The 17,157-nt window shown below is 70.7% G+C and carries 19 protein-coding genes; 9 read left to right on the forward strand and 10 right to left on the reverse strand.

From position 1 onward, the window contains the following. The first annotated feature begins 82 nt into the window (after positions 1–82). On the forward strand, positions 83–1,633 hold the full coding sequence (locus MWM45_RS12075) for an aminopeptidase P family protein (RefSeq protein WP_418909767.1): 1,551 nt from the start codon (positions 83–85) through the stop codon (positions 1,631–1,633). Between the two features lie 117 nt (positions 1,634–1,750). Here the strand turns inward: MWM45_RS12075 and MWM45_RS12080 are convergent, their stop codons facing one another. Beyond that, positions 1,751–2,629: a general stress protein gene (locus MWM45_RS12080; protein ID WP_247826654.1), complete on the reverse strand. Its 879-nt coding sequence runs from the start codon at positions 2,627–2,629 to the stop codon at positions 1,751–1,753. A 156-nt stretch (positions 2,630–2,785) separates the two neighbouring features. On the opposite strand from MWM45_RS12080, the gene MWM45_RS12085 reads away from it, so the two are divergent. Genes MWM45_RS12085 through MWM45_RS12095 form a run of 3 tightly spaced genes read left to right on the forward strand, consistent with a single transcriptional unit; the run spans position 2,786 to position 5,785 of the window. Further along, on the forward strand, positions 2,786–4,066 hold the full coding sequence (locus tag MWM45_RS12085) for a magnesium transporter MgtE N-terminal domain-containing protein (protein ID WP_043441023.1): 1,281 nt from the start codon (positions 2,786–2,788) through the stop codon (positions 4,064–4,066). Next, positions 4,059–4,658 (forward strand): DUF1003 domain-containing protein, encoded by a 600-nt coding sequence (locus tag MWM45_RS12090; protein WP_247826655.1) that lies wholly within the window; start codon positions 4,059–4,061, stop codon positions 4,656–4,658. Before MWM45_RS12085 ends, MWM45_RS12090 begins: the two co-directional genes overlap by 8 nt. Beyond that, positions 4,655–5,785, forward strand: coding sequence for an Mrp/NBP35 family ATP-binding protein (locus MWM45_RS12095; RefSeq protein ID WP_247826656.1), 1,131 nt, complete (start codon positions 4,655–4,657; stop codon positions 5,783–5,785). Before MWM45_RS12090 ends, MWM45_RS12095 begins: the two co-directional genes overlap by 4 nt. 26 nt (positions 5,786–5,811) lie before the next feature. On the opposite strand, the gene MWM45_RS12100 is transcribed toward MWM45_RS12095, so the two are convergent. The 3 genes from MWM45_RS12100 to sigE are packed head-to-tail and all read right to left on the reverse strand — an operon-like array spanning position 5,812 to position 7,880. Then, complete coding sequence (locus MWM45_RS12100) at positions 5,812–6,213, reverse strand: twin-arginine translocase TatA/TatE family subunit (protein WP_247826657.1); 402 nt, start codon at positions 6,211–6,213, stop codon at positions 5,812–5,814. Positions 6,214–6,246: 33 nt separating this feature from the next. Beyond that, positions 6,247–7,227 (reverse strand): zf-HC2 domain-containing protein, encoded by a 981-nt coding sequence (locus MWM45_RS12105; protein WP_247826658.1) that lies wholly within the window; start codon positions 7,225–7,227, stop codon positions 6,247–6,249. Positions 7,228–7,232: 5 nt separating this feature from the next. Then, entirely contained in the window at positions 7,233–7,880 is a 648-nt protein-coding gene (sigE, locus tag MWM45_RS12110) for an RNA polymerase sigma factor SigE (RefSeq protein ID WP_418909768.1), read from the reverse strand. Positions 7,881–8,155: 275 nt separating this feature from the next. Here sigE and MWM45_RS12115 point away from each other — a divergent pair, with 275 nt between their 5' ends. Continuing rightward, positions 8,156–8,794, forward strand: coding sequence for an O-methyltransferase (locus tag MWM45_RS12115; protein ID WP_043441015.1), 639 nt, complete (start codon positions 8,156–8,158; stop codon positions 8,792–8,794). A 14-nt stretch (positions 8,795–8,808) separates the two neighbouring features. Here the strand turns inward: MWM45_RS12115 and MWM45_RS12120 are convergent, their stop codons facing one another. From MWM45_RS12120 to MWM45_RS12140, 5 genes are all read right to left on the reverse strand, one after another. Then, entirely contained in the window at positions 8,809–8,988 is a 180-nt protein-coding gene (locus tag MWM45_RS12120) for a DUF3117 domain-containing protein (protein ID WP_043441012.1), read from the reverse strand. Between the two features lie 163 nt (positions 8,989–9,151). Continuing rightward, positions 9,152–10,375: a hypothetical protein gene (locus tag MWM45_RS12125; protein ID WP_247826660.1), complete on the reverse strand. Its 1,224-nt coding sequence runs from the start codon at positions 10,373–10,375 to the stop codon at positions 9,152–9,154. Further along, positions 10,372–11,034: a DNA-3-methyladenine glycosylase I gene (locus MWM45_RS12130; protein ID WP_247826661.1), complete on the reverse strand. Its 663-nt coding sequence runs from the start codon at positions 11,032–11,034 to the stop codon at positions 10,372–10,374. Before MWM45_RS12130 ends, MWM45_RS12125 begins: the two co-directional genes overlap by 4 nt. Continuing rightward, a complete protein-coding gene (locus MWM45_RS12135; RefSeq protein WP_247826662.1) occupies positions 11,031–11,408 on the reverse strand; it encodes a DivIVA domain-containing protein in 378 nt (125 codons plus the stop codon). Before MWM45_RS12135 ends, MWM45_RS12130 begins: the two co-directional genes overlap by 4 nt. Positions 11,409–11,433: 25 nt before the next feature. Further along, positions 11,434–12,336 (reverse strand): LOG family protein, encoded by a 903-nt coding sequence (locus MWM45_RS12140; RefSeq protein WP_247826663.1) that lies wholly within the window; start codon positions 12,334–12,336, stop codon positions 11,434–11,436. A 139-nt stretch (positions 12,337–12,475) separates the two neighbouring features. Here MWM45_RS12140 and MWM45_RS12145 point away from each other — a divergent pair, with 139 nt between their 5' ends. The 4 genes from MWM45_RS12145 to MWM45_RS12160 all read left to right on the forward strand — a co-directional run bounded on the left by MWM45_RS12145 (position 12,476) and on the right by MWM45_RS12160 (position 15,775). Further along, positions 12,476–13,252, forward strand: a complete 777-nt coding sequence (locus tag MWM45_RS12145; RefSeq protein WP_247826664.1) for an amino acid ABC transporter ATP-binding protein — start codon at positions 12,476–12,478, stop codon at positions 13,250–13,252. A 58-nt stretch (positions 13,253–13,310) separates the two neighbouring features. Beyond that, the gene (locus MWM45_RS12150; protein ID WP_247826665.1) at positions 13,311–14,156 is read left to right on the forward strand and encodes a glutamate ABC transporter substrate-binding protein; all 846 of its coding nucleotides are present in this window, start codon (positions 13,311–13,313) and stop codon (positions 14,154–14,156) included. 75 nt (positions 14,157–14,231) lie between these two features. Beyond that, entirely contained in the window at positions 14,232–14,909 is a 678-nt protein-coding gene (locus MWM45_RS12155) for an amino acid ABC transporter permease (protein ID WP_247826666.1), read from the forward strand. Next, entirely contained in the window at positions 14,906–15,775 is an 870-nt protein-coding gene (locus MWM45_RS12160) for an amino acid ABC transporter permease (protein ID WP_247826667.1), read from the forward strand. Before MWM45_RS12155 ends, MWM45_RS12160 begins: the two co-directional genes overlap by 4 nt. A 74-nt stretch (positions 15,776–15,849) precedes the next feature. Here the strand turns inward: MWM45_RS12160 and dapE are convergent, their stop codons facing one another. Continuing rightward, positions 15,850–16,941: a succinyl-diaminopimelate desuccinylase gene (dapE, locus tag MWM45_RS12165; protein WP_247826668.1), complete on the reverse strand. Its 1,092-nt coding sequence runs from the start codon at positions 16,939–16,941 to the stop codon at positions 15,850–15,852. Between the last annotated feature and the right edge of the window lie 216 nt (positions 16,942–17,157).

Genomic DNA, 17,157 nt, shown 5'->3' on the forward strand with positions numbered 1-17,157 from the left:
AAAGCATCTTAGGGGGTCGGACTTTCCCGCGGTCCGGTCGCGGTGGGAGGATGTCGGGGTGAGCCCTGACGACACCGCATCCCTGAACCCCACCGACTCCCCCGAGGGCCAGCCCCTCTCGGACCGGAACGACAACCGCTCGCAGCGGCCCGACTCCGAGGCCTTCAAGGCCTTCATGGCGAGTAACTGGACGCCGGCGTCCGACGATCTCCCCGCCGCGTCGCCCGTCGCCCCGCACGCGGCGCGCCGCCGTCGGGCCATCTCCGACCGCTTTCCCGGCGAGCGCATCGTCATCCCCGCGGGCCCCTTCAAGGTGCGCTCGAACGACACGGACTACCGCTACCGCCCGCATTCCGGCTTCGCGCACCTGACCGGCCTCGGCCTGGACCACGAGCCCGACGCCGTGCTCGTGCTCGAGCCCGTGGAGCAGGGAGCGGGCGACGACGGCGGCAACCACACCGCCACGCTGTACTTCCGCGAACCCGCAGGCCGCGACAGCGACGAGTTCTACGCGAACGCCCGCTACGGCGAGTTCTGGATCGGCCAGCGCCTGTCCATGGCGCAGATCGAGGCCCAGCTCGCGCTGAGGACCGCCGATCTCGCCGAACTCGAGGTCGCCATCACGAAGGATGCCGGCGTGGTCGCGATCGGCGGCGTCGGCATCCGGCTGCTCCGCGAGGTCGACTTCAACGCCGACGCCCTCGTGGACACCTCGCGCATCAACACCGGGGTGGACCTCGAGCAGGCCGACGCCCTCGACGCCGTGCTCGCCGAGGCGCTGTCCGAGCTGCGGCTCGTCAAGGACGCCTGGGAGATCGAGCAGATGGAGGCGGCGGTGGCCGCAACGGTCGAGGGCTTCCACGAGGTGGTCAGGACCCTCCCCCGCGCCATGACGCACCCGCGGGGCGAGCGCGTCGTGGAAGGCGCGTTCTTCACCCGTGCCCGCGAGGAGGGCAACGACCTCGGGTACGACACCATCGCTGCCGCCGGCAACAATGCCACCACGCTGCACTGGATCCGCAACACGGGCCACGTCAGGGCCGGCGACCTCATCCTGCTGGATGCCGGGGTCGAGGCGGAGAGCCTCTACACCGCCGACATCACGCGTACCCTGCCGATCAACGGCCGGTACACCGAGGTGCAGCGGAGGATCTACCAGGCGGTGCTCGACGCCGCCGACGCGGGGTTCGCGGCCGCCCGGCCCGGCCGGAAGTTCCGGGAGATCCACCACGCCGCGGTCACCGTGCTCGCCGAGAACCTGGACAGCTGGGGACTGCTGCCCGTCACGCTCGAGGAGGCGCTGTCGCCCGAGGGCCAGCACCACCGGCGGTGGATGCCGCACGGCACGAGCCACCACCTCGGCATGGACGTCCACGACTGCGCCCAGGCCAAGCGCGAGCTCTATCTCGACGGGGTCCTCACCGAGGGCATGGTGTTCACCATCGAACCGGGCCTCTACTTCAAGGCCGAGGATCTCGCGGTCCCCGAGGAGTACCGCGGGATCGGCGTGCGCATCGAGGACGACATCCTCATGACGGCCGATGGTCCGGTCAACCTCAGCGCGGCCCTGCCCCGCACCCCCGAGGACGTCGAGGCCTGGATGGGCGGCATCTGGGGCAGCACCGGCGAGTAGCCCGACCCTCCGGCGGCGGACGGCACGAAGGCGCCGACAGCATGAAGGCAGGGACCCGGGCCGGGTCCCTGCCTTCGTCGCTCGTGCGTCAGGCGCCGTCGACGGCGCCGGTGGCTTCTAGCGCTGTCCGCCCGCCGCGGTCGAGCCGTGCCCGCCGTCGTCGTCGGCGCGCGGCGCGGGCTCTCCGGTGGACGTGCCGTCCGCCGGGGCCGCCGCGGGGGGTTCGTCGCCGGCCCCCTGGCCGTCCACGCGTACGCCGTACTGGGGCCGTCCGTCCGGGAGATCGGGGAACTGTCCCCGCCGGGGGCCGGTGGTCCCGAGACCGGCGGTCTGGCTCTCCTCCACCCCGGGCTGCTGCTGCTGGGGCTGGGGCTGCTGCTGGGGCTGGGGCTGGCCCGCGTAGGGGTCGTTCCACGAGGCGGGGCGCTCCGGCGGCTGGTGCGGCTGCTGGCCCGGGGCCTGCCCCCAGGCCGAGGGGTTGGCGCCGGGGTGCTGCGCCTGACCGTTCATGGGCAGCTGCTGCAGGATCCTGCGCGCCTCCGCGGCGAGCTCCGGTTCCACGATCACGTCGTAGTTCGCGGCGATGACCTGGCTGGTCGAGGTGAAGTCGCGCTTGCCCCGCTGGAACGCATAGGTGATGACGCCGAAGAGCAGCCAGAAGATGGCGCCGAGGATGATCGAGGACGTGATCGTGATCCCCGACTCGCTGCCCGCGAACAGGCTGAGGATCAGTCCCACGAACAGGCCGAACCAGGCGCCGGTCGCCGCGCTGCCGAGCGCCACGCGGGGGTAGCTGAGGCGTCCCGTGACCCGCTCCACGGTCTTCAGGTCGTTGCCGACGATCGCCACCCGCTGCACGGCGAACTTGTTGTCGGCGAGATAGTCGACGGCCTTCTGGGCATCCAGGTAGCTGGTGTACCGACCGATCGTCTCACCCGTGGGCAGGACCCGGCCGAGATCGCGGGAGGCGGTGGTTCCAAGTGGTGGTGTGGACATACCCCCCATTCTTACCCACCGTCCCCGCCGATGGGTGGCACTTCGCCGGGAGAGAACTGCCGGTCCGCTGACGATCCGCTGACCGGCGGCTGGACAACCCCTGCCCCGGCCGACTCCGATGCCGCCCAGTGGTGCCGCGCCCGATAGCCTAGGGAGGTGACTAGCAACTCAACCCGCGTCTTCGTCGCCCGACTCCTGGGCCTCGATGTCTTCGACCCTCTCGGTGACCGCCTGGGTCGCCTGCGGGACGCCGTCGTGCTGGACCGTGGTCCCGCCAAACCGCCGCAGGTCATCGGCCTCGTCGTCGAGGTCCCCGGCAAGAAGCGCGTCTTCGTGCCGATGACCCGCATCACCTCCATGGACCCGTCCCAGATCATCTGCACCGGCCTCGTCAACCTGCGCCGCTTCGAGCAGCGCGGCGCCGAGATGCTCATGGTCGCCGAGCTCTTCGACCGCCGCCTCACCCTGCGTGACGGCAGCGGGAACGCCGTCGTCGAGGACGTCGCGATGGAGCGCAACCGCACGGGCGACTGGCACGTGTCGCAGCTCTTCGTGCGACGCGGCGGCTCGTCGGCCCTGCGCGGGCTGCGCCGCGGCGGGGAACGCCTCATCATCGACTGGCTCGACGCCCTCCACGGCACCACGGACGAACCGCAGGGAGCCACCCAGTTCGTCGCGCAGCATGACGATCTCAAGGCCGCCGACTTCGCGGACGCGCTGCACGAGATGAACGACAAGCGGCGCATCGAGGTGGCCGGCGAGCTGCAGGACGACCGCCTCGCCGACGTGCTGCAGGAACTGCCCGACGACGACCAGGTCCAGATCCTCACCTCCCTGACGCGCGAGCGGGCGGCCGACGTCCTCGAGGAGATGGACCCCGACGACGCCGCGGACCTCCTCAACGAGCTCCCCGAGGCGCAGAAGGAGGAGCTGCTCCAGCTCATGGAGCCCGACGACGCCGAGGACGTGCGCCGCCTGCTCGAGTACGAGGAGGACACCGCCGGGTCCCTCATGACCACCGTGCCGGTGATCCTTTCTCCTGAGGCGACCGTCGCGGAAGCGCTCGCCCACGTGCGGCGCGAGGAACTGACCCCCGCGCTGGCGTCATCGATCTTCGTCTGCCGGCCGCCCCTGGAGACACCGACCGGCCGCTACCTGGGCGTGGTGCACATCCAGCAGCTGCTGCGCTACCCGCCACCGGAGCCCCTCGGCAACATCATCGACACCGACCTCGAGGCGATCGGCGACCAGTCGAACGTCAGCGAGGTGTCGCGCATCCTCGCGACCTACAATCTGAATTCACTGCCCGTCGTCAACACGGAGGGCCGGCTCGTGGGCGCCGTGACCGTCGACGACGTGCTGGACCACCTGCTGCCCGACGACTGGCGGGCACAGGACGATGCACCGGGACAGAAGCGAGGCGACCGCCGTGGTTGAGAAGATCAGGTCGACGTCGCGTGGGCTGGACACGCCCCGGGTGGTCCGGAAGCGCTTCCTCCTGAGGCCGCGGCCCAACCCCGACCGTTTCGGCAGTGCGACCGAGAACTTCGCCCGCTTCATGGGCACGCCGCAGTTCCTGCTGTACATGACGGTGTTCTGCATCCTCTGGCTGTGCTGGAACTCCTTCGCGCCGGAGGACGTCCGCTTCGACAACGCGGCGCTCGGGTTCACCGCCCTCACGCTGATGCTGTCCCTGCAGGCCTCCTACGCGGCGCCCCTGCTGCTGCTCGCCCAGAACCGGCAGGACGACCGCGACCGCGTCTCGCTGCGGCAGGACCGCCAGCGCGCCGAACGGAACCTCTCGGACACCGAGTACCTGACGCGGGAGATCGCCGAACTCCGGATCGCGCTGCGGGAGGTCGCCACGCGCGACTACGTGCGCTCCGAGCTCCGCTCCATCCTCGAGGAACTGCTCGAGACCACGGACGGGCAGGAACTCACGCTGCAGAAGCGGAAGCCGCGGAAACCGTCCGAGAACACCGTCACCCTGCCGAAGGTCCAGGCCGCCGGGAGGAAGCAGTCCCGGTGAGCGGCGACCTGCCCACCCAGGAGGCCGTGCGCTCGGCCCTGGACACGGTCATCGACCCCGAGCTGCGCCGCCCCATCACCGAGCTCGGCATGCTCGAGTCCGTGGAGATCGTCGGACGGAGGGTGCGGATCCGCGTCCTGCTGACCATCGCCGGCTGCCCGCTGCGCGGGACCATCACGCGCGACGCCGAGGCGGCGCTCACCGCCGTCGACGGCGTGGACGGCGTCGACGTGGACCTCGGGGTCATGAACCAGGAGCAGCGCGACGCGCTGAAGGAGCAGCTGAAGGGCGCAGGCGGCCGGCGCGGCATCCCCTTCAACGATCCGGAGTCGCTGACGCGGGTCTACGCCGTGGCGAGCGGCAAGGGCGGGGTCGGCAAATCGAGCGTCACGGTCAACCTCGCCGTCGCCATGGCCGCCCAGGGGCTCCGCGTGGGCATCGTGGACGCCGACGTCTACGGTTTCTCCGTCCCCGCCCTCATGGGCATCACGCAGCAGCCCACGCGGGTGGACGAGCTCATCCTGCCTCCGGTCGCCCACGGCGTGAAGGTGATCTCGATCGGCATGTTCGTCGAGGGCAACCAGCCCATCTCCTGGCGCGGCCCCATGCTGCACCGCGCCCTCGAGCAGTTCCTCACCGACGTCTACTTCGGCGACCTCGACGCGCTGTTCCTCGATCTCCCCCCGGGTACCGGCGACATCGCGATCTCCGTCGCCCAGCTGCTCCCGCGCTCCGAACTCCTGGTCGTCACCACGCCGCAGAGCGCGGCCGCGGACGTCGCCGAGCGGGCGGGCGCCATGGCGGCACAGACCGGGCAGGGCGTCGCAGGCGTCATCGAGAACATGTCCTGGCTGGAACTCCCCGACGGCACGCGGCTGGAGCTGTTCGGCTCGGGCGGAGGCGATGCGGTCGCCGCGCGGCTGTCGACGACGCTGGACTCACGGATCCCGCTGCTCGGCAGCATCCCGCTCGACGTGGCCCTCCGCGAAGGAGGCGACGCCGGCATGCCGCTCGTCCTGCAGGGGGGCGGTTCGGCCGCCGGCGCCGAGCTGGAGTCCATCGCCTCGGCCCTCGCACGGCGGCCCCGCGGCCTGGCAGGACTGAACCTCCCCGTCAGCATCCGCTGACACCGGAAGGGCGGGTCCCGGGAGTCCTAGGTGGCCTCGAGATCGTAGGGTGCGGCCTGCCCCACGGGGAGCCGGGGGCTCACCGGCACGGAGAGGGCGGGGCGTGCGACGCCGGATGCGGCCGGCGGGACGGCCCTGGGTGCACCGTCGCTGACGGGCTTGAAGGCGTCCTCGACGTCGTCGAGCAGCGCTTCCTTGATGATGCGCCGGGGATCGTACTGGCGCGGATCGAGCTTCCGCCAGTCCACCTCGTCGAGTTCGGGGCCCACCTCCTCGCGGAGCTGCTCCCGCGCCCCGGTCGCCATGCGCCGGAGCCCCTTCACGAGCCGGGCGAGCTGGGCAGCGTACTCCGGAAGCCGCTCCGGGCCGAGCACCATGACGGCGATCAGCACCAGGACCACGAGTTCGAGACCGTTGATTCCCAACACGAGAAAAGACTACCTTCCCGTCCCGTCCCGGACCTATCCGGCGTCGTCCTGCGGGTGGGTGATCATCGACAGGCCCCGGATGATGCGATCGACCATCGAGTCCTCCTGCCCCTGCGGGGCGAGCGAGAGCTGCGCGTGCTCCGTGGTGACGAGCTGTCTGAGGGTCTGCGGCATGGAGGCGGGAGGCAGGTCCGAGACCACGGTGTACGTGACCGACGGCGAGTCGAGGACCGCCTGCCAGGGCTCCCCGGCACGGACCCAGACGTCCTGGGCCGTACCGCCGACGTGCTCGAAACCGTCGGAGGCCACGGTGTTGCCGGTCGCGGCGTTGAGGGGCACCGGGGCGATCCGCCGCTCCGCGCCACCGCCGACCTTCCTCTGCTCGTAGACGGTCACGGTGTCGCCGTCGTTCTCGAGGACGAGTTCCAGAGTGGGCCTGCCGCCCACGGTGATGCCCTCCGCGCTCCGCAGCGTGAACCCGAGCGCCTCGAGTTCCGGGCAGTACCAGCCGCCCGCCCGCAGCGTCTCGAGCTGGTCCGTGTCGAGGAAGGTGGGCGTCTGCGGGGCCACCGACTCCCAGCCCGACCGCAGCGCCGTCGTCCCCGCAGCCGAGCCCGCCGCCACCGGCCGGGCCTCCGAGCCCACGACGTAGGCCGAGGCGAGGATGGCGGCCGCGACGACGACGGAGCCGCCGGCAGCGGCGAGGACCGGACGACGGCGACGACGGGTTCCGACCTGCTCGTCGTGGTCGCGCACGAAGGCCGCGCTCGAGCCCATCGTCACTCCGCGGGGCTCCGGGGAACCACCGGACCCCGACGAGAGCAGCCGGCGCTGGAAGTCGGGGTGCGGCTGCGGCCGGCTGAGACCCAGCAGGGCGCTCTTCAGCCCGCGGATCCGCTCGAGGGCGGCCGCGCAGGAGGAACAGCGGGAGACATGACGTTCCACGGCGATCCGCCGTCGATCCGACAACTCACCGTCCACGAGGTCCTGGAGGGAGCGCTGGGGATGGAGCATGGTCCTCAGCCCAGGCCCGCGATCCGCGGGACGCCCAGGGCGGAGCCGCTCTTGCCGGCCGCGCGGGGGTCCCGGTGTGCGAGCTTCTCCCGCAGCATCGTCCGGCCCCGGTGGATGCGCGAGCGTACGGTGCCGAGCTTGACCCCGAGCACCCGGGCCACCTCGTCGTACGCGAGGCCCTCGAGATCGCAGAGCACCACGGCAGCGCGGAAGTCCGGCGGCAGTTCCTCCAGGGCGGCCTGCACGTCGATGTCGAGGTTGTTGAATTCGAAGCTGCGCTCGGGGCCGGGATGCTTGCTGGGCAGGCGGCTCTCCGCTTCCTCCGTCAGCCCGTCGAAGCGGATGCGGGTCTTGCGGCGCGCCTGGTCGAGGAAGAGGTTCGTGGTGATGCGGTGCAGCCAGCCGTCGAGGGTGCCCGGCTTGAAGTTCGCGAGTGACCGGAAGACCCTGACGAACACCTCCTGCGTGAGGTCCTCGGCGTCGAACCTGTTGCCGGTGAGCCGGTAGGCGAGCCGGTAGACCTTGGGCGAGTAGTTGGTGACGACTTCCTCCCACGACGGCGCCACCCAGGGGTTCCCGTGCTCGTCGAGGATCGGCGCATCCGCGGCGGGAATCGCCTCCCCGGCTGCCTGGGCCGCCTTCACACTGGACATCATGTTCCCCTCTTCGCCTCGACTTCCGGACCTGCTCCGCCCGTCGCCGTGAGGCTGGACGGTGGTGCCAGGGATTCGAGACCGTGCTCGCGCCGGATGTCCCGAAAGAAAAGTCTTTCCCACCAAGCTGGGAACTCGCTGGCAGGGCGGCGGCCGGCGCGGGCCCGCCGCGGGCCCCGCATGGAAGTGCGCCCGCGCCGCACAGTAGTGTTGGGGCGGGGCTCCGGCCTGCCGACGGCCCCCCGGAATCTCCCGCGCTCACAGAATGGATGTCCATGGCCGCCGACAAACACAGCAGCTGGTCCTACACCGAAGGGCTCCCCGAGGAGGACGACACCCTGCTCAGGGCGCGTGACCGGTCCCACGAACTCGGCGTGACCCCGGTGACGCCGGCCGTCGGGGCGGCACTGACCGTGCTCGCGGCCGCGTCCAAGGCCACGACGGCGGTCGAGGTCGGCGCGGGCGCGGGCGTCTCCGGCGTCTGCCTGCTGCGTGGCCTCGGCCGGAACGCGGTCCTGACGACCATCGACTCGGACGTGGACCACCTCCGTGCCGCGCGGGAGGCGTACGCGGAAGCGGGCATCCCCTCGAACCGCACGCGGACCATCTCCGGGCGCGCCGCGGACGTGCTGCCACGGCTCACCGATGCGGCCTACGACCTGGTGTTCATCGACGCCGACAAGCCGGGGCTCCCCGCGTACGTCGAGCAGGCTACCCGCCTCCTGAAGGACGGCGGGATCATGATCGTCAACGACGCGCTGGACCAGGACCGGGTGGCGGAGCCGGCCGTCCGCGAGCAGTCGACCAACACCCTGCGTCAGGTGGGCCGGATGGTCCGCGAGAACGACGCCCTCGTGTCGGCGCTCCTGCCCACCGGCAGCGGACTCCTCCTGGCGGTCAAGCAGCGCGCCTGACGGTCCGGCGGGACCTAGCGCGCGAGCTGGTTCGTGACGTCGAGCAGGCAATCCTTGAGACGGCCTGCCTCCTCGGCGTTGAGTTCGACGACGAGGCGTCCGCCGCCGTCGATCGGCACCCGCATGATGAGGCTGCGCCCCTCCTTGGTGACTTCCATCGGTCCATCGCCGGTACGCGGTTTCATGGCAGCCATGGGGGTGTCCCTTTCAACAGGGCGCGACCGCGATCAGCGGTAGCGCAACAGTAAACGGTGCTCCACCGCAGCGACCTGTACAGGGCCCCGATGTGCACGTCATCACCTTTATTATTCAGCACAAGTCCTGCACCTGCTAATTCAGGTGCGGCGTGGATCACAATCATGGTGGATAATCCCCGTCCGGGCCGGTCGGGGTCCACGCCCAGAGCCAGTCCACCCACAGGAACTGGGCCACCACGCACACGGGCAGGAGCACCCAGAGCAGCCGCCCCCCGCGCGGGGCGGCGACGGCGAGGGCCAGGGGGAACAGCGGCAGCAGGATGCGCCAGGTGCTCGACTGCGGGTCCCAGAACGCGGCGAGGTAGAGCAGGTACGCGGCGCACCAGGCGCCGGGCACGAGGCCGATCGAGCGCACGGACGGCGCGAGGAACATCCCGGCCGCCCCGATCAGGAGGCCGACGACCACCAGCACACCCGCCGCGGGCCCGACGAGGGCGGCCGGCGCCTCGAACCAGGGCAGGAACGGGACGAGGGCTTCCCCCCGCCAGGCCGTCTCCGTCGCCACGTAGGCCGTGGGCCGACCTGTCGCGGCCCAGGCGATGAGCGGCCACGCGACCGCCGCGGCCGACGAGACCACGCCGAGCAGGAACAGCGGGAGCACGCGTCCCGCCGCCGTGCGGCGGGCCCCCGGATCGTCTCCGCGGCGCGCCGCCCACAGTGCGTGGAGGAACAGGATCCCCATGGCGATCGCGAAAGGCACCCCGGCCGGGCGCGCCAGGCCCATGAGCACCACGACGGGCAGGGCCGCGCCGTAGCGGCCCACCGAGACGAGGTACAGCGCCGAGGCCAGCAGCAGCAGGTGCAGCGACTCCGCGTACGGCACCTGCAGGATCGCCGCGACGGGGGCGAAGGACACGACGGCGACCCCCGCGAGCGCCGTCCGATGCTCGGCGCGCAGCCTGAACAGGCGGTAGATGACGAGCGAGGCACCGGCCGCCGCGGCCACCGACACGACCGGCGCGAGGACCCCCCACCCCAGGCCGGTGACCGCGGCCAGGCCGCGCACGAGGCCCGGGTACAGGGGATAGAACGCCCACTGGTTGTGGCTGACCATGCCCAGAGCATCCAGCGGCAACTCGGACGGATAGCCCTCCGTGAAGATCCGTTCGTACCAGCCGCTGTCCCAGAAGTTGATGAAGGCGCCGTAGCCGGGGGCGGGGCCTGACCACGGGCTGGGACCCTGGCGCGCCGCAGCGAGCAGGAAGATCGCGGTGGACACGAGGCGGCCGGCGACGAAGACCGCCAGCACCTGCACGGCCCAGTGGGCCCGCCACCGGACCGGCCGCACCGTCGCGGCAGTCGCGGCGGTGTCCGGACCGTTCATGCCGCGCCGTCATCGGGCGCGGCATCATGGGGCCCGGTGGGCGCACCGGCACCCGCGGGCGGCCCCGTGTCGGCGGTGCGCCCCGCGCTCGCCCGGACCCAGCAGTCCCGGAGGTGGTCGTCGACGTATCCCGTGGCCTGCAGCATGGCGTACGCCGTCGTCGGGCCCACGAAGCGGAAACCGAGGCCACGGAGGTCGCGGGCCAGCGCCGTGCTCTCGTCCGTGACCGCCGGGACGTCGGCCAGGGTGGCGGGCGCGGGGCCGGCCTCGGGGCGGTGACGGGCGAGGACCGAGCCGAGCGTGGTGCCCTCCGGCAGTGCGAGGAGGGCCCGGGCGTTGGCGATCGTCGCGTCGATCTTCCGCCGGTTCCGGACGATGCCGGCGTCGGCCATGAGCCGCGCGACGTCGCGCTCGTCGAAGGACGCCACCGCCTCCGGGACGAACCCCGCGAACGCGCTCCGGAACGCGTCCCGCTTCCGCAGGATGGTGATCCAGCTCAGGCCGGACTGGAAGGCCTCCAGGCTCAGCCGTTCGAAGAGTCCGGCCTCGTCCCGGACGGGGCGGCCCCATTCGAGGTCGTGGTACAGCTCGTAGTCGGCACTGGAGACCGCCCACCCGCACCGCGGCCTGCCGTCGGAGCCCGGGACCGCGCCGCTCATCGCCGGGCGTCCTGCGCGGAGAGCCGCGAGCGCAGCTCACCGATGACGGCGTCCCGCTCGGCGAGGGCAGCCGCGAGCCGGTCGAGGACCTCGTCCACCTGGTCCATGCGGTAGCCGCGGAGGCCGAGGCCGAACCGCACGGCGTCGACGTCGGGCGCGGAGGGCTTCTCGGGCAGCAGGACCGGGGGCAGGCCGGCGACCGGCTCGACGAGGCCGAGCCCGCCACCCGCCCCTCCACCCGCCGGACGGGCAGCCGGGTCCGCCCGCACGGCGGCACCGGGACGCCGGAGCAGCACCGGAAGCGGGCGTCCCGAGGCGAGCAGGGCGGTCCCTCCCACGAGCAGGACGGCGAGGATCACCAGGAAGATAGTCACACCGCAATGGTGCCAGAATCGCCTGTCAGTGGTGCCCGGACGCAGCGCTCGGCGCCTGCCGGTGCCCCGACGAGGCCGCGACGATCCGCACGGCCTCCTCCGCCGTGTCGACGAGCTGCAGCAGCGAGAGGTCCTTCTCCGAGATGGTGCCCTCGGTGAGCAGCGTGCCCTCGATCCAGTCGATGAGCGGGCGCCAGTAGTCGACGCCGATGAGCACGATCGGGAAGGAGGTGACCTTGCGGGTCTGGACGAGGGTCATCGCCTCGAACAGCTCGTCGAGGGTCCCGAAGCCGCCCGGCAGCACGATGAACCCGTTGGCGTACTTGACGAACATCGTCTTCCGCGCGAAGAAGTACCGGAAGTTGATCCCCAGGTCCACCCACTCGTTCATGCCCTGCTCGAAGGGCAGTTCGATACCGAGGCCCACGGAGACGCCGCCCGCCTCGCAGGCGCCCTTGTTCGCGGCCTCCATGGCGCCCGGGCCTCCCCCGGTGATGACGGCGTACCCCGACGCCACGAGGCGCCGGCCCACCTCCTCGCCGATGGCGTAGAAGGAGGAGTCCCGCGGCGTGCGGGCGGACCCGAACACGCTGATGGCCGGGCCGAGGTCGGCCAGCGTACCGAACCCCTCGACGAATTCGCTCTGGATACGCAGCACGCGCCACGGGTCGGTGCGCGTGAATCCCGCGCTGGTATCGGTATCCAGCAGCATGCTGTCGGACTGCGGAGCCGCCGCCTGGCCGCGCCTCAGTTCCACCGGGCCCTTGTGCCGCGACGCCCTGACCGCAGGCGCACCGTTCGCACGGGCGCGGGACGTGCCGTTCGAGGCCTGCCCCGCGGGCCCGTCGGGCACGGCCTGCGGGGCGCCCTCGTCTGCGCTGGAAGGTCCGATGCGATCACCGGCCGGGGACTGCTGGGAGTGAGACATTGTCCTAGGCTAACCAATGGTGCGAGCCGTGAGGGGATGGCCGGCGTACTGGACACGCCACTGGTTGCACTTTAATCACAATCGTCCCCATTCCTTCCCGGTGTATTGCTGGAGAGGAATAGTTCGCTAGATTTCTCCCATGACAAGTGAACCGCAACCGGCTACGCCCGCGTCCCCGGGAAGCCCCCTCGTCTCGCTCAAGAACGTGAACAAGCACTTCGGCGATCTCCACGTCCTGCGCGACATCAACCTCGAGGTCGGGCGCGGTGAGGTGGTGGTGGTCATCGGGCCCTCCGGGTCCGGGAAGTCGACCCTGTGCCGTGCCATCAACCGCCTCGAGACCATCGACGACGGCGAGATCGCCATCGACGGCAAGGTCCTCCCCGCGGAGGGCAAGGCCCTCGCGAAGCTGCGCGCCGACGTCGGCATGGTGTTCCAGTCGTTCAACCTCTTCGCGCACAAGTCGATCCTCGAGAACGTCACGCTGGGCCCGATCAAGGTCCGGGGCATGAAGGGCGCCGAGGCCAAGGAACTCGCCATGTCGCTGCTGACGCGCGTCGGCGTCGACAACCAGGCCCAGAAGCTCCCCGCCCAGCTGTCCGGTGGCCAGCAGCAGCGCGTGGCCATCGCCCGGGCCCTCGCCATGAAGCCCAAGGTGATGCTGTTCGACGAACCGACCTCGGCCCTCGACCCCGAGATGATCAACGAGGTCCTCGACGCGATGGTCTCGCTCGCCAAGGAGGGGATGACCATGATCGTCGTGACCCACGAGATGGGCTTCGCCCGCCGCGCCGCCGACCGCGTGATCTTCATGGCCGACGGCCAGATCATGGAGGAGGCCACGCCCGAGGAGTTCTTCAACAATCCGCAGAGCGACCGCGCCAAGGACTTCCTCGGCAAGATCCTCTCGCACTGATCCCCCGCATCACCAGAACCCACGAGGGCCTTCCGAGGCCGCGACGCAAGGAGAACCAATGCGAAAGACCCGATATGCAGCAGCCGCGGTGGCTGCCGTAGCAGCACTCACGCTGTCCGCCTGTGGCGGCGGCGACAGCGCCGAGAGCGAAGGCGGCGGCGGCGGCGAGGGCGGCGGCGAGAGCCTCCGCATCGGCATCAAGTTCGACCAGCCGGGCCTCGGCTACGACGAGGGCGGCTCCTACTCCGGCTTCGACGTCGACGTCGCGAAGTACGTGGCAGCCGAGCTCGGGGTGTCCGAGGAGAACATCGAATGGGTCGAGGCGCCGTCCGCGAACCGCGAGAACCTGCTGGCCAACGAGCAGGTCGACATGATCTTCGCGACCTACTCGATCACGGACACCCGCAAGGAGACCGTGGACTTCGCGGGACCGTACTTCGTCGCGGGCCAGGACCTCCTCGTCCCCACGGACAGCGACATCACCGGCCCCGAGGACCTAGAGGGCAAGAACCTCTGCTCGGTCACGGGCTCCACGTCCGCCCAGAAGATCAAGGACCAGTACCCGGGCGTACAGCTCGTCGAGCAGCCCGGCTACGCGGAGTGCGTCACGGCGATGGGCGGCGGCCAGATCGACGCCGTCACCACCGATGACATCATCCTCGCCGGCCTCGCCGCGCAGGAAGCCAATGCGGGCAAGTTCAAGGTCGTCGGCAACACCTTCTCCGAGGAGAGGTACGGGGTCGGCCTGCCCAAGGGCAGCGACAGGTGCGGGGACATCAACTCGGCGATCACCAAGATGATCGGTGACGGCGCCTGGGAAGAGGCGATCACCAGCAACACCGAGGGTGCCGACTACACCTTCAATGCGGAGCTGAACCCGCCCGAGCCGGAGCCCTGCGCATAGCATCGCTCCCCATTGGCGGGGTGGTCCCCGGACCGCCCCGCCAATGCCATGTCCCCACCAGGAAAGAGGTGAACCGTGGAGGACTACCTGTCGCTGTTCGAGACCTATGACGTGCTCGCCGCGTTCTGGGTCAATATCCAACTGTCGTTCTGGGCCGCCATCTGGGCGCTCGCCATCGGCACGGTGCTGGCCCTGTTCCGCATCTCCCCCATCCCGAGCCTGCAGTGGTTCGGCGCGGCGTACGTGAACATCTTCCGCAACACGCCGCTGACCATCATCCTGGCCTTCGGCTTCCTCGGGTTGTTCTCCGTCATGCAGATCAGCCTGGCGGCCGATCTGAACGCGAGCCTGTTCCGCATCGCCATCGTGGGCCTGGCCGTGTACCACGCGGCCTTCGTGTGCGAGGCCATCCGTAGCGGCGTCAACACCGTCCCGCTCGGGCAGGCCGAGGCCGCACGGGCGATCGGCCTGAGCTTCCTGCCGGCGGCGCGCCTCATCATCCTCCCGCAGGCCTTCCGCGGCGCCATCGCGCCTCTCGGGAACGTGCTGATCGCGCTCATCAAGAACTCGACGGTCGCCGCAGCGGGGTCGGTGGCCACCGAGGCCTCGGGCCTCATGAAGACCATGATCGAGTTCCGCTCCGACCTCGTGATCCCGATCTTCTTCACCTTCGCCCTCGGTTTCGTGGTCCTCGTGATCCCCATCGGGCTGCTGACCACCTGGGCCTCACGGAAACTGGCGGTGGCACGATGAGCGCGCAGCAGGTCCTCTTCGACGCGCCGGGCCCCCGCGCGCGCCGGAACATCCTGATCGGCAACATCGTCGGGGTGCTGGTGGGCCTCGGTATCCTCGCCTGGATCATCTCGACGCTGGCCGAGAAGGGGCAGCTCGAGGCGAGCATGTGGACGCCCTTCCTCGAGTCGAGGACCTGGGAGTTCTTCATCCTCCCGGGGCTCGTCAACACGCTGAAGGCGGCGGCGATCGCGATCGTCACCTCGGTCCTGTTCGGCCTGATCTTCGGCGTCGGCCGGCTCTCGCACCTGGCGCCCGTCCGGTGGGTCGCCGGCATCGTCGTCGAGTTCCTGCGGGCCGTCCCCGTGCTGCTCATGATGATCTTCTTCTGGCTGGCGCTCGGCAGCTCCGGTGCCGTGCAACCCCAGGACGCGCCGCTGATCGCCGTGGTCATCGCCCTCACGCTCTACAACGGCTCCGTGATCGCGGAGCTGGTCCGGTCCGGGGTCCAGGGGCTGCCCAGGGGCCAGCGCGAGGCCGGCATGGCCATCGGCCTGACGGCCAACCAGTCGCTGCGCAGCATCGAGGTGCCACAGGCCCTCATCGCCATGCTGCCCGCCCTGATCAGCCAGTTCGTGGTGATCCTCAAGGACTCGGCGCTGGGCTTCATCATCACCTACCCAGAGCTCCTGCAGTACATGCGCCGGCTCGGCGTCGGCGAGGGCAACATCATCCCGTCCCTGATGGTCGCCGCCGCGATCTTCATCATCATCAACTTCGCGCTGTCCACCCTCGCCACACGGCTGTCCGTCCTCCTGAGCTTCAGGACCAAGGGACGGAAGCCCGCCGTAGTGGGCGCGATCGCCATGGACGCGGCCTCCACCTGACCGGGGAGCCGTCTCCCGGGCAGGAACGACGAAGGACCCGGCGGATTGCCGGGTCCTTCGTCGTGGGAGGGCTGTCAGGACAGCCAGGTCACGAGGGCTCCCAGGCACGCCCGGATGGCGTCGGCATGCACGTGTTCGTCGTCCGTGTGTGCGAGGAGCGCGTCGCCGGGACCGAAGTTGACCGCCGGCACCCCGAGGGCGCTGAACCGCGCCACGTCGGTCCAGCCGTACTTGGGCTTCGGGTCGGCGCCGACTGCCGCGACGAACGCCGCCGCCGCCGGGTGCTGCAGGCCCGGTCGCGCCCCCGCGGCCGCATCGGTCCGCTCGACGTCGAACCCGTCGAGCAGCGCCCTGACGTACTCCTCGGCCTGCTCGGGCGTCTTGTCCGGGGCGAAGCGGTAGTTGACCTCGATCACCGTGCTGTCCGGGATGACGTTCCCGGCGGTGCCCCCGGTGATCGTCACCGCGTTGAGGCTCTCCCGGTAGTCCAGGCCGTCCACGTGGACGGTGGCCGGCTCGTGGTCCCGCAGGCGGACGAGGATCTCGGCGGCACCATGGATCGCGTTGACGCCCCGCCAGGCACGCGCCGAGTGTGCCGCCCTGCCGGTGACCCGGACGTCGAAGCGCGCCGTGCCGTTGCAGCCGCCCTCCACGGTGCCGTCCGTCGGTTCCAGGAGCACCGCGAAGTCCGCCGTCAGCCACTCGGGGTAGGACGCCGCCACCCGGCCGAGTCCGCTGAGGGAGGCCTCGACCTCCTCGTGGTCGTAGAAGATGAACGTGATGTCCCGCGTGGGCTCGGTGAGGGCCGCCGCGAGCGCGAGCTGGACGGCGACACCGCCCTTCATGTCGGTGGCTCCCCGTCCGTACAGGACGTCGCCGTCCCACGCGGACGGCACGGTGCCGCGCGCACCGGGGACCGTCGGGAGGGGCACGGTGTCGATGTGCCCGGCGAGGATGACCCGCTCGGGGCGCCCGAGGGCGGTCCTCGCCATGACGCAGTCGCCGTCGCGCACCACTTCCAGGTGGTCCACGCGCCGCAGGGCCTGCTCGATGGCGTCCGCGATGCCCGCCTCGTTGCCGGAGACACTCTCGATGTCGAGCAGGCGCGCTGTCAGGTGGGCTACGTCGGACGTCAGGTCGAGTGTCACGTGCTGAATGTCTGTCATGCGGCAACTCTAACGAGCACGGTGCCGACCCTCAGCCGGACCGCCGCTGGTACCCGCACCCTGACGGTACTCGGCGCTCCAAGTACCGCGTCGGCGAGAACAGGTAGTACGTACTGGTGCGGCTACTCGATGCCCCCTCGTACCGTCGAGTAGCGATCACCTGAACAGGACATCCGGAACCGGCGGCGCGCCGTCGGTCCGACCGGCCCGGTCCCT

Origin of the sequence: Arthrobacter antioxidans, from assembly GCF_023100725.1 — a bacterium.
Lineage (GTDB): Bacteria > Actinomycetota > Actinomycetes > Actinomycetales > Micrococcaceae > Arthrobacter_D > Arthrobacter_D antioxidans.

Bases quoted from the DNA above. Each gene is read 5' to 3' on its own strand.
- dapE (WP_247826668.1), bottom strand. From the start codon at position 16,941: ATGACAGACATTCAGCACGTGACACTCGACCTGACGTCCGACGTAGCC.
- MWM45_RS12115 (WP_043441015.1), top strand. From the start codon at position 8,156: ATGGCCGCCGACAAACACAGCAGCTGGTCCTACACCGAAGGGCTCCCC.
- MWM45_RS12150 (WP_247826665.1), top strand. From the start codon at position 13,311: ATGCGAAAGACCCGATATGCAGCAGCCGCGGTGGCTGCCGTAGCAGCA.
- MWM45_RS12105 (WP_247826658.1), bottom strand. From the start codon at position 7,227: ATGCTCCATCCCCAGCGCTCCCTCCAGGACCTCGTGGACGGTGAGTTG.
- MWM45_RS12080 (WP_247826654.1), bottom strand. From the start codon at position 2,629: ATGTCCACACCACCACTTGGAACCACCGCCTCCCGCGATCTCGGCCGG.
- MWM45_RS12120 (WP_043441012.1), bottom strand. From the start codon at position 8,988: ATGGCTGCCATGAAACCGCGTACCGGCGATGGACCGATGGAAGTCACC.
- MWM45_RS12160 (WP_247826667.1), top strand. From the start codon at position 14,906: ATGAGCGCGCAGCAGGTCCTCTTCGACGCGCCGGGCCCCCGCGCGCGC.
- sigE (WP_418909768.1), bottom strand. From the start codon at position 7,880: ATGTCCAGTGTGAAGGCGGCCCAGGCAGCCGGGGAGGCGATTCCCGCC.
- MWM45_RS12145 (WP_247826664.1), top strand. From the start codon at position 12,476: ATGACAAGTGAACCGCAACCGGCTACGCCCGCGTCCCCGGGAAGCCCC.
- MWM45_RS12140 (WP_247826663.1), bottom strand. From the start codon at position 12,336: ATGTCTCACTCCCAGCAGTCCCCGGCCGGTGATCGCATCGGACCTTCC.
- MWM45_RS12125 (WP_247826660.1), bottom strand. From the start codon at position 10,375: ATGAACGGTCCGGACACCGCCGCGACTGCCGCGACGGTGCGGCCGGTC.
- MWM45_RS12130 (WP_247826661.1), bottom strand. From the start codon at position 11,034: ATGAGCGGCGCGGTCCCGGGCTCCGACGGCAGGCCGCGGTGCGGGTGG.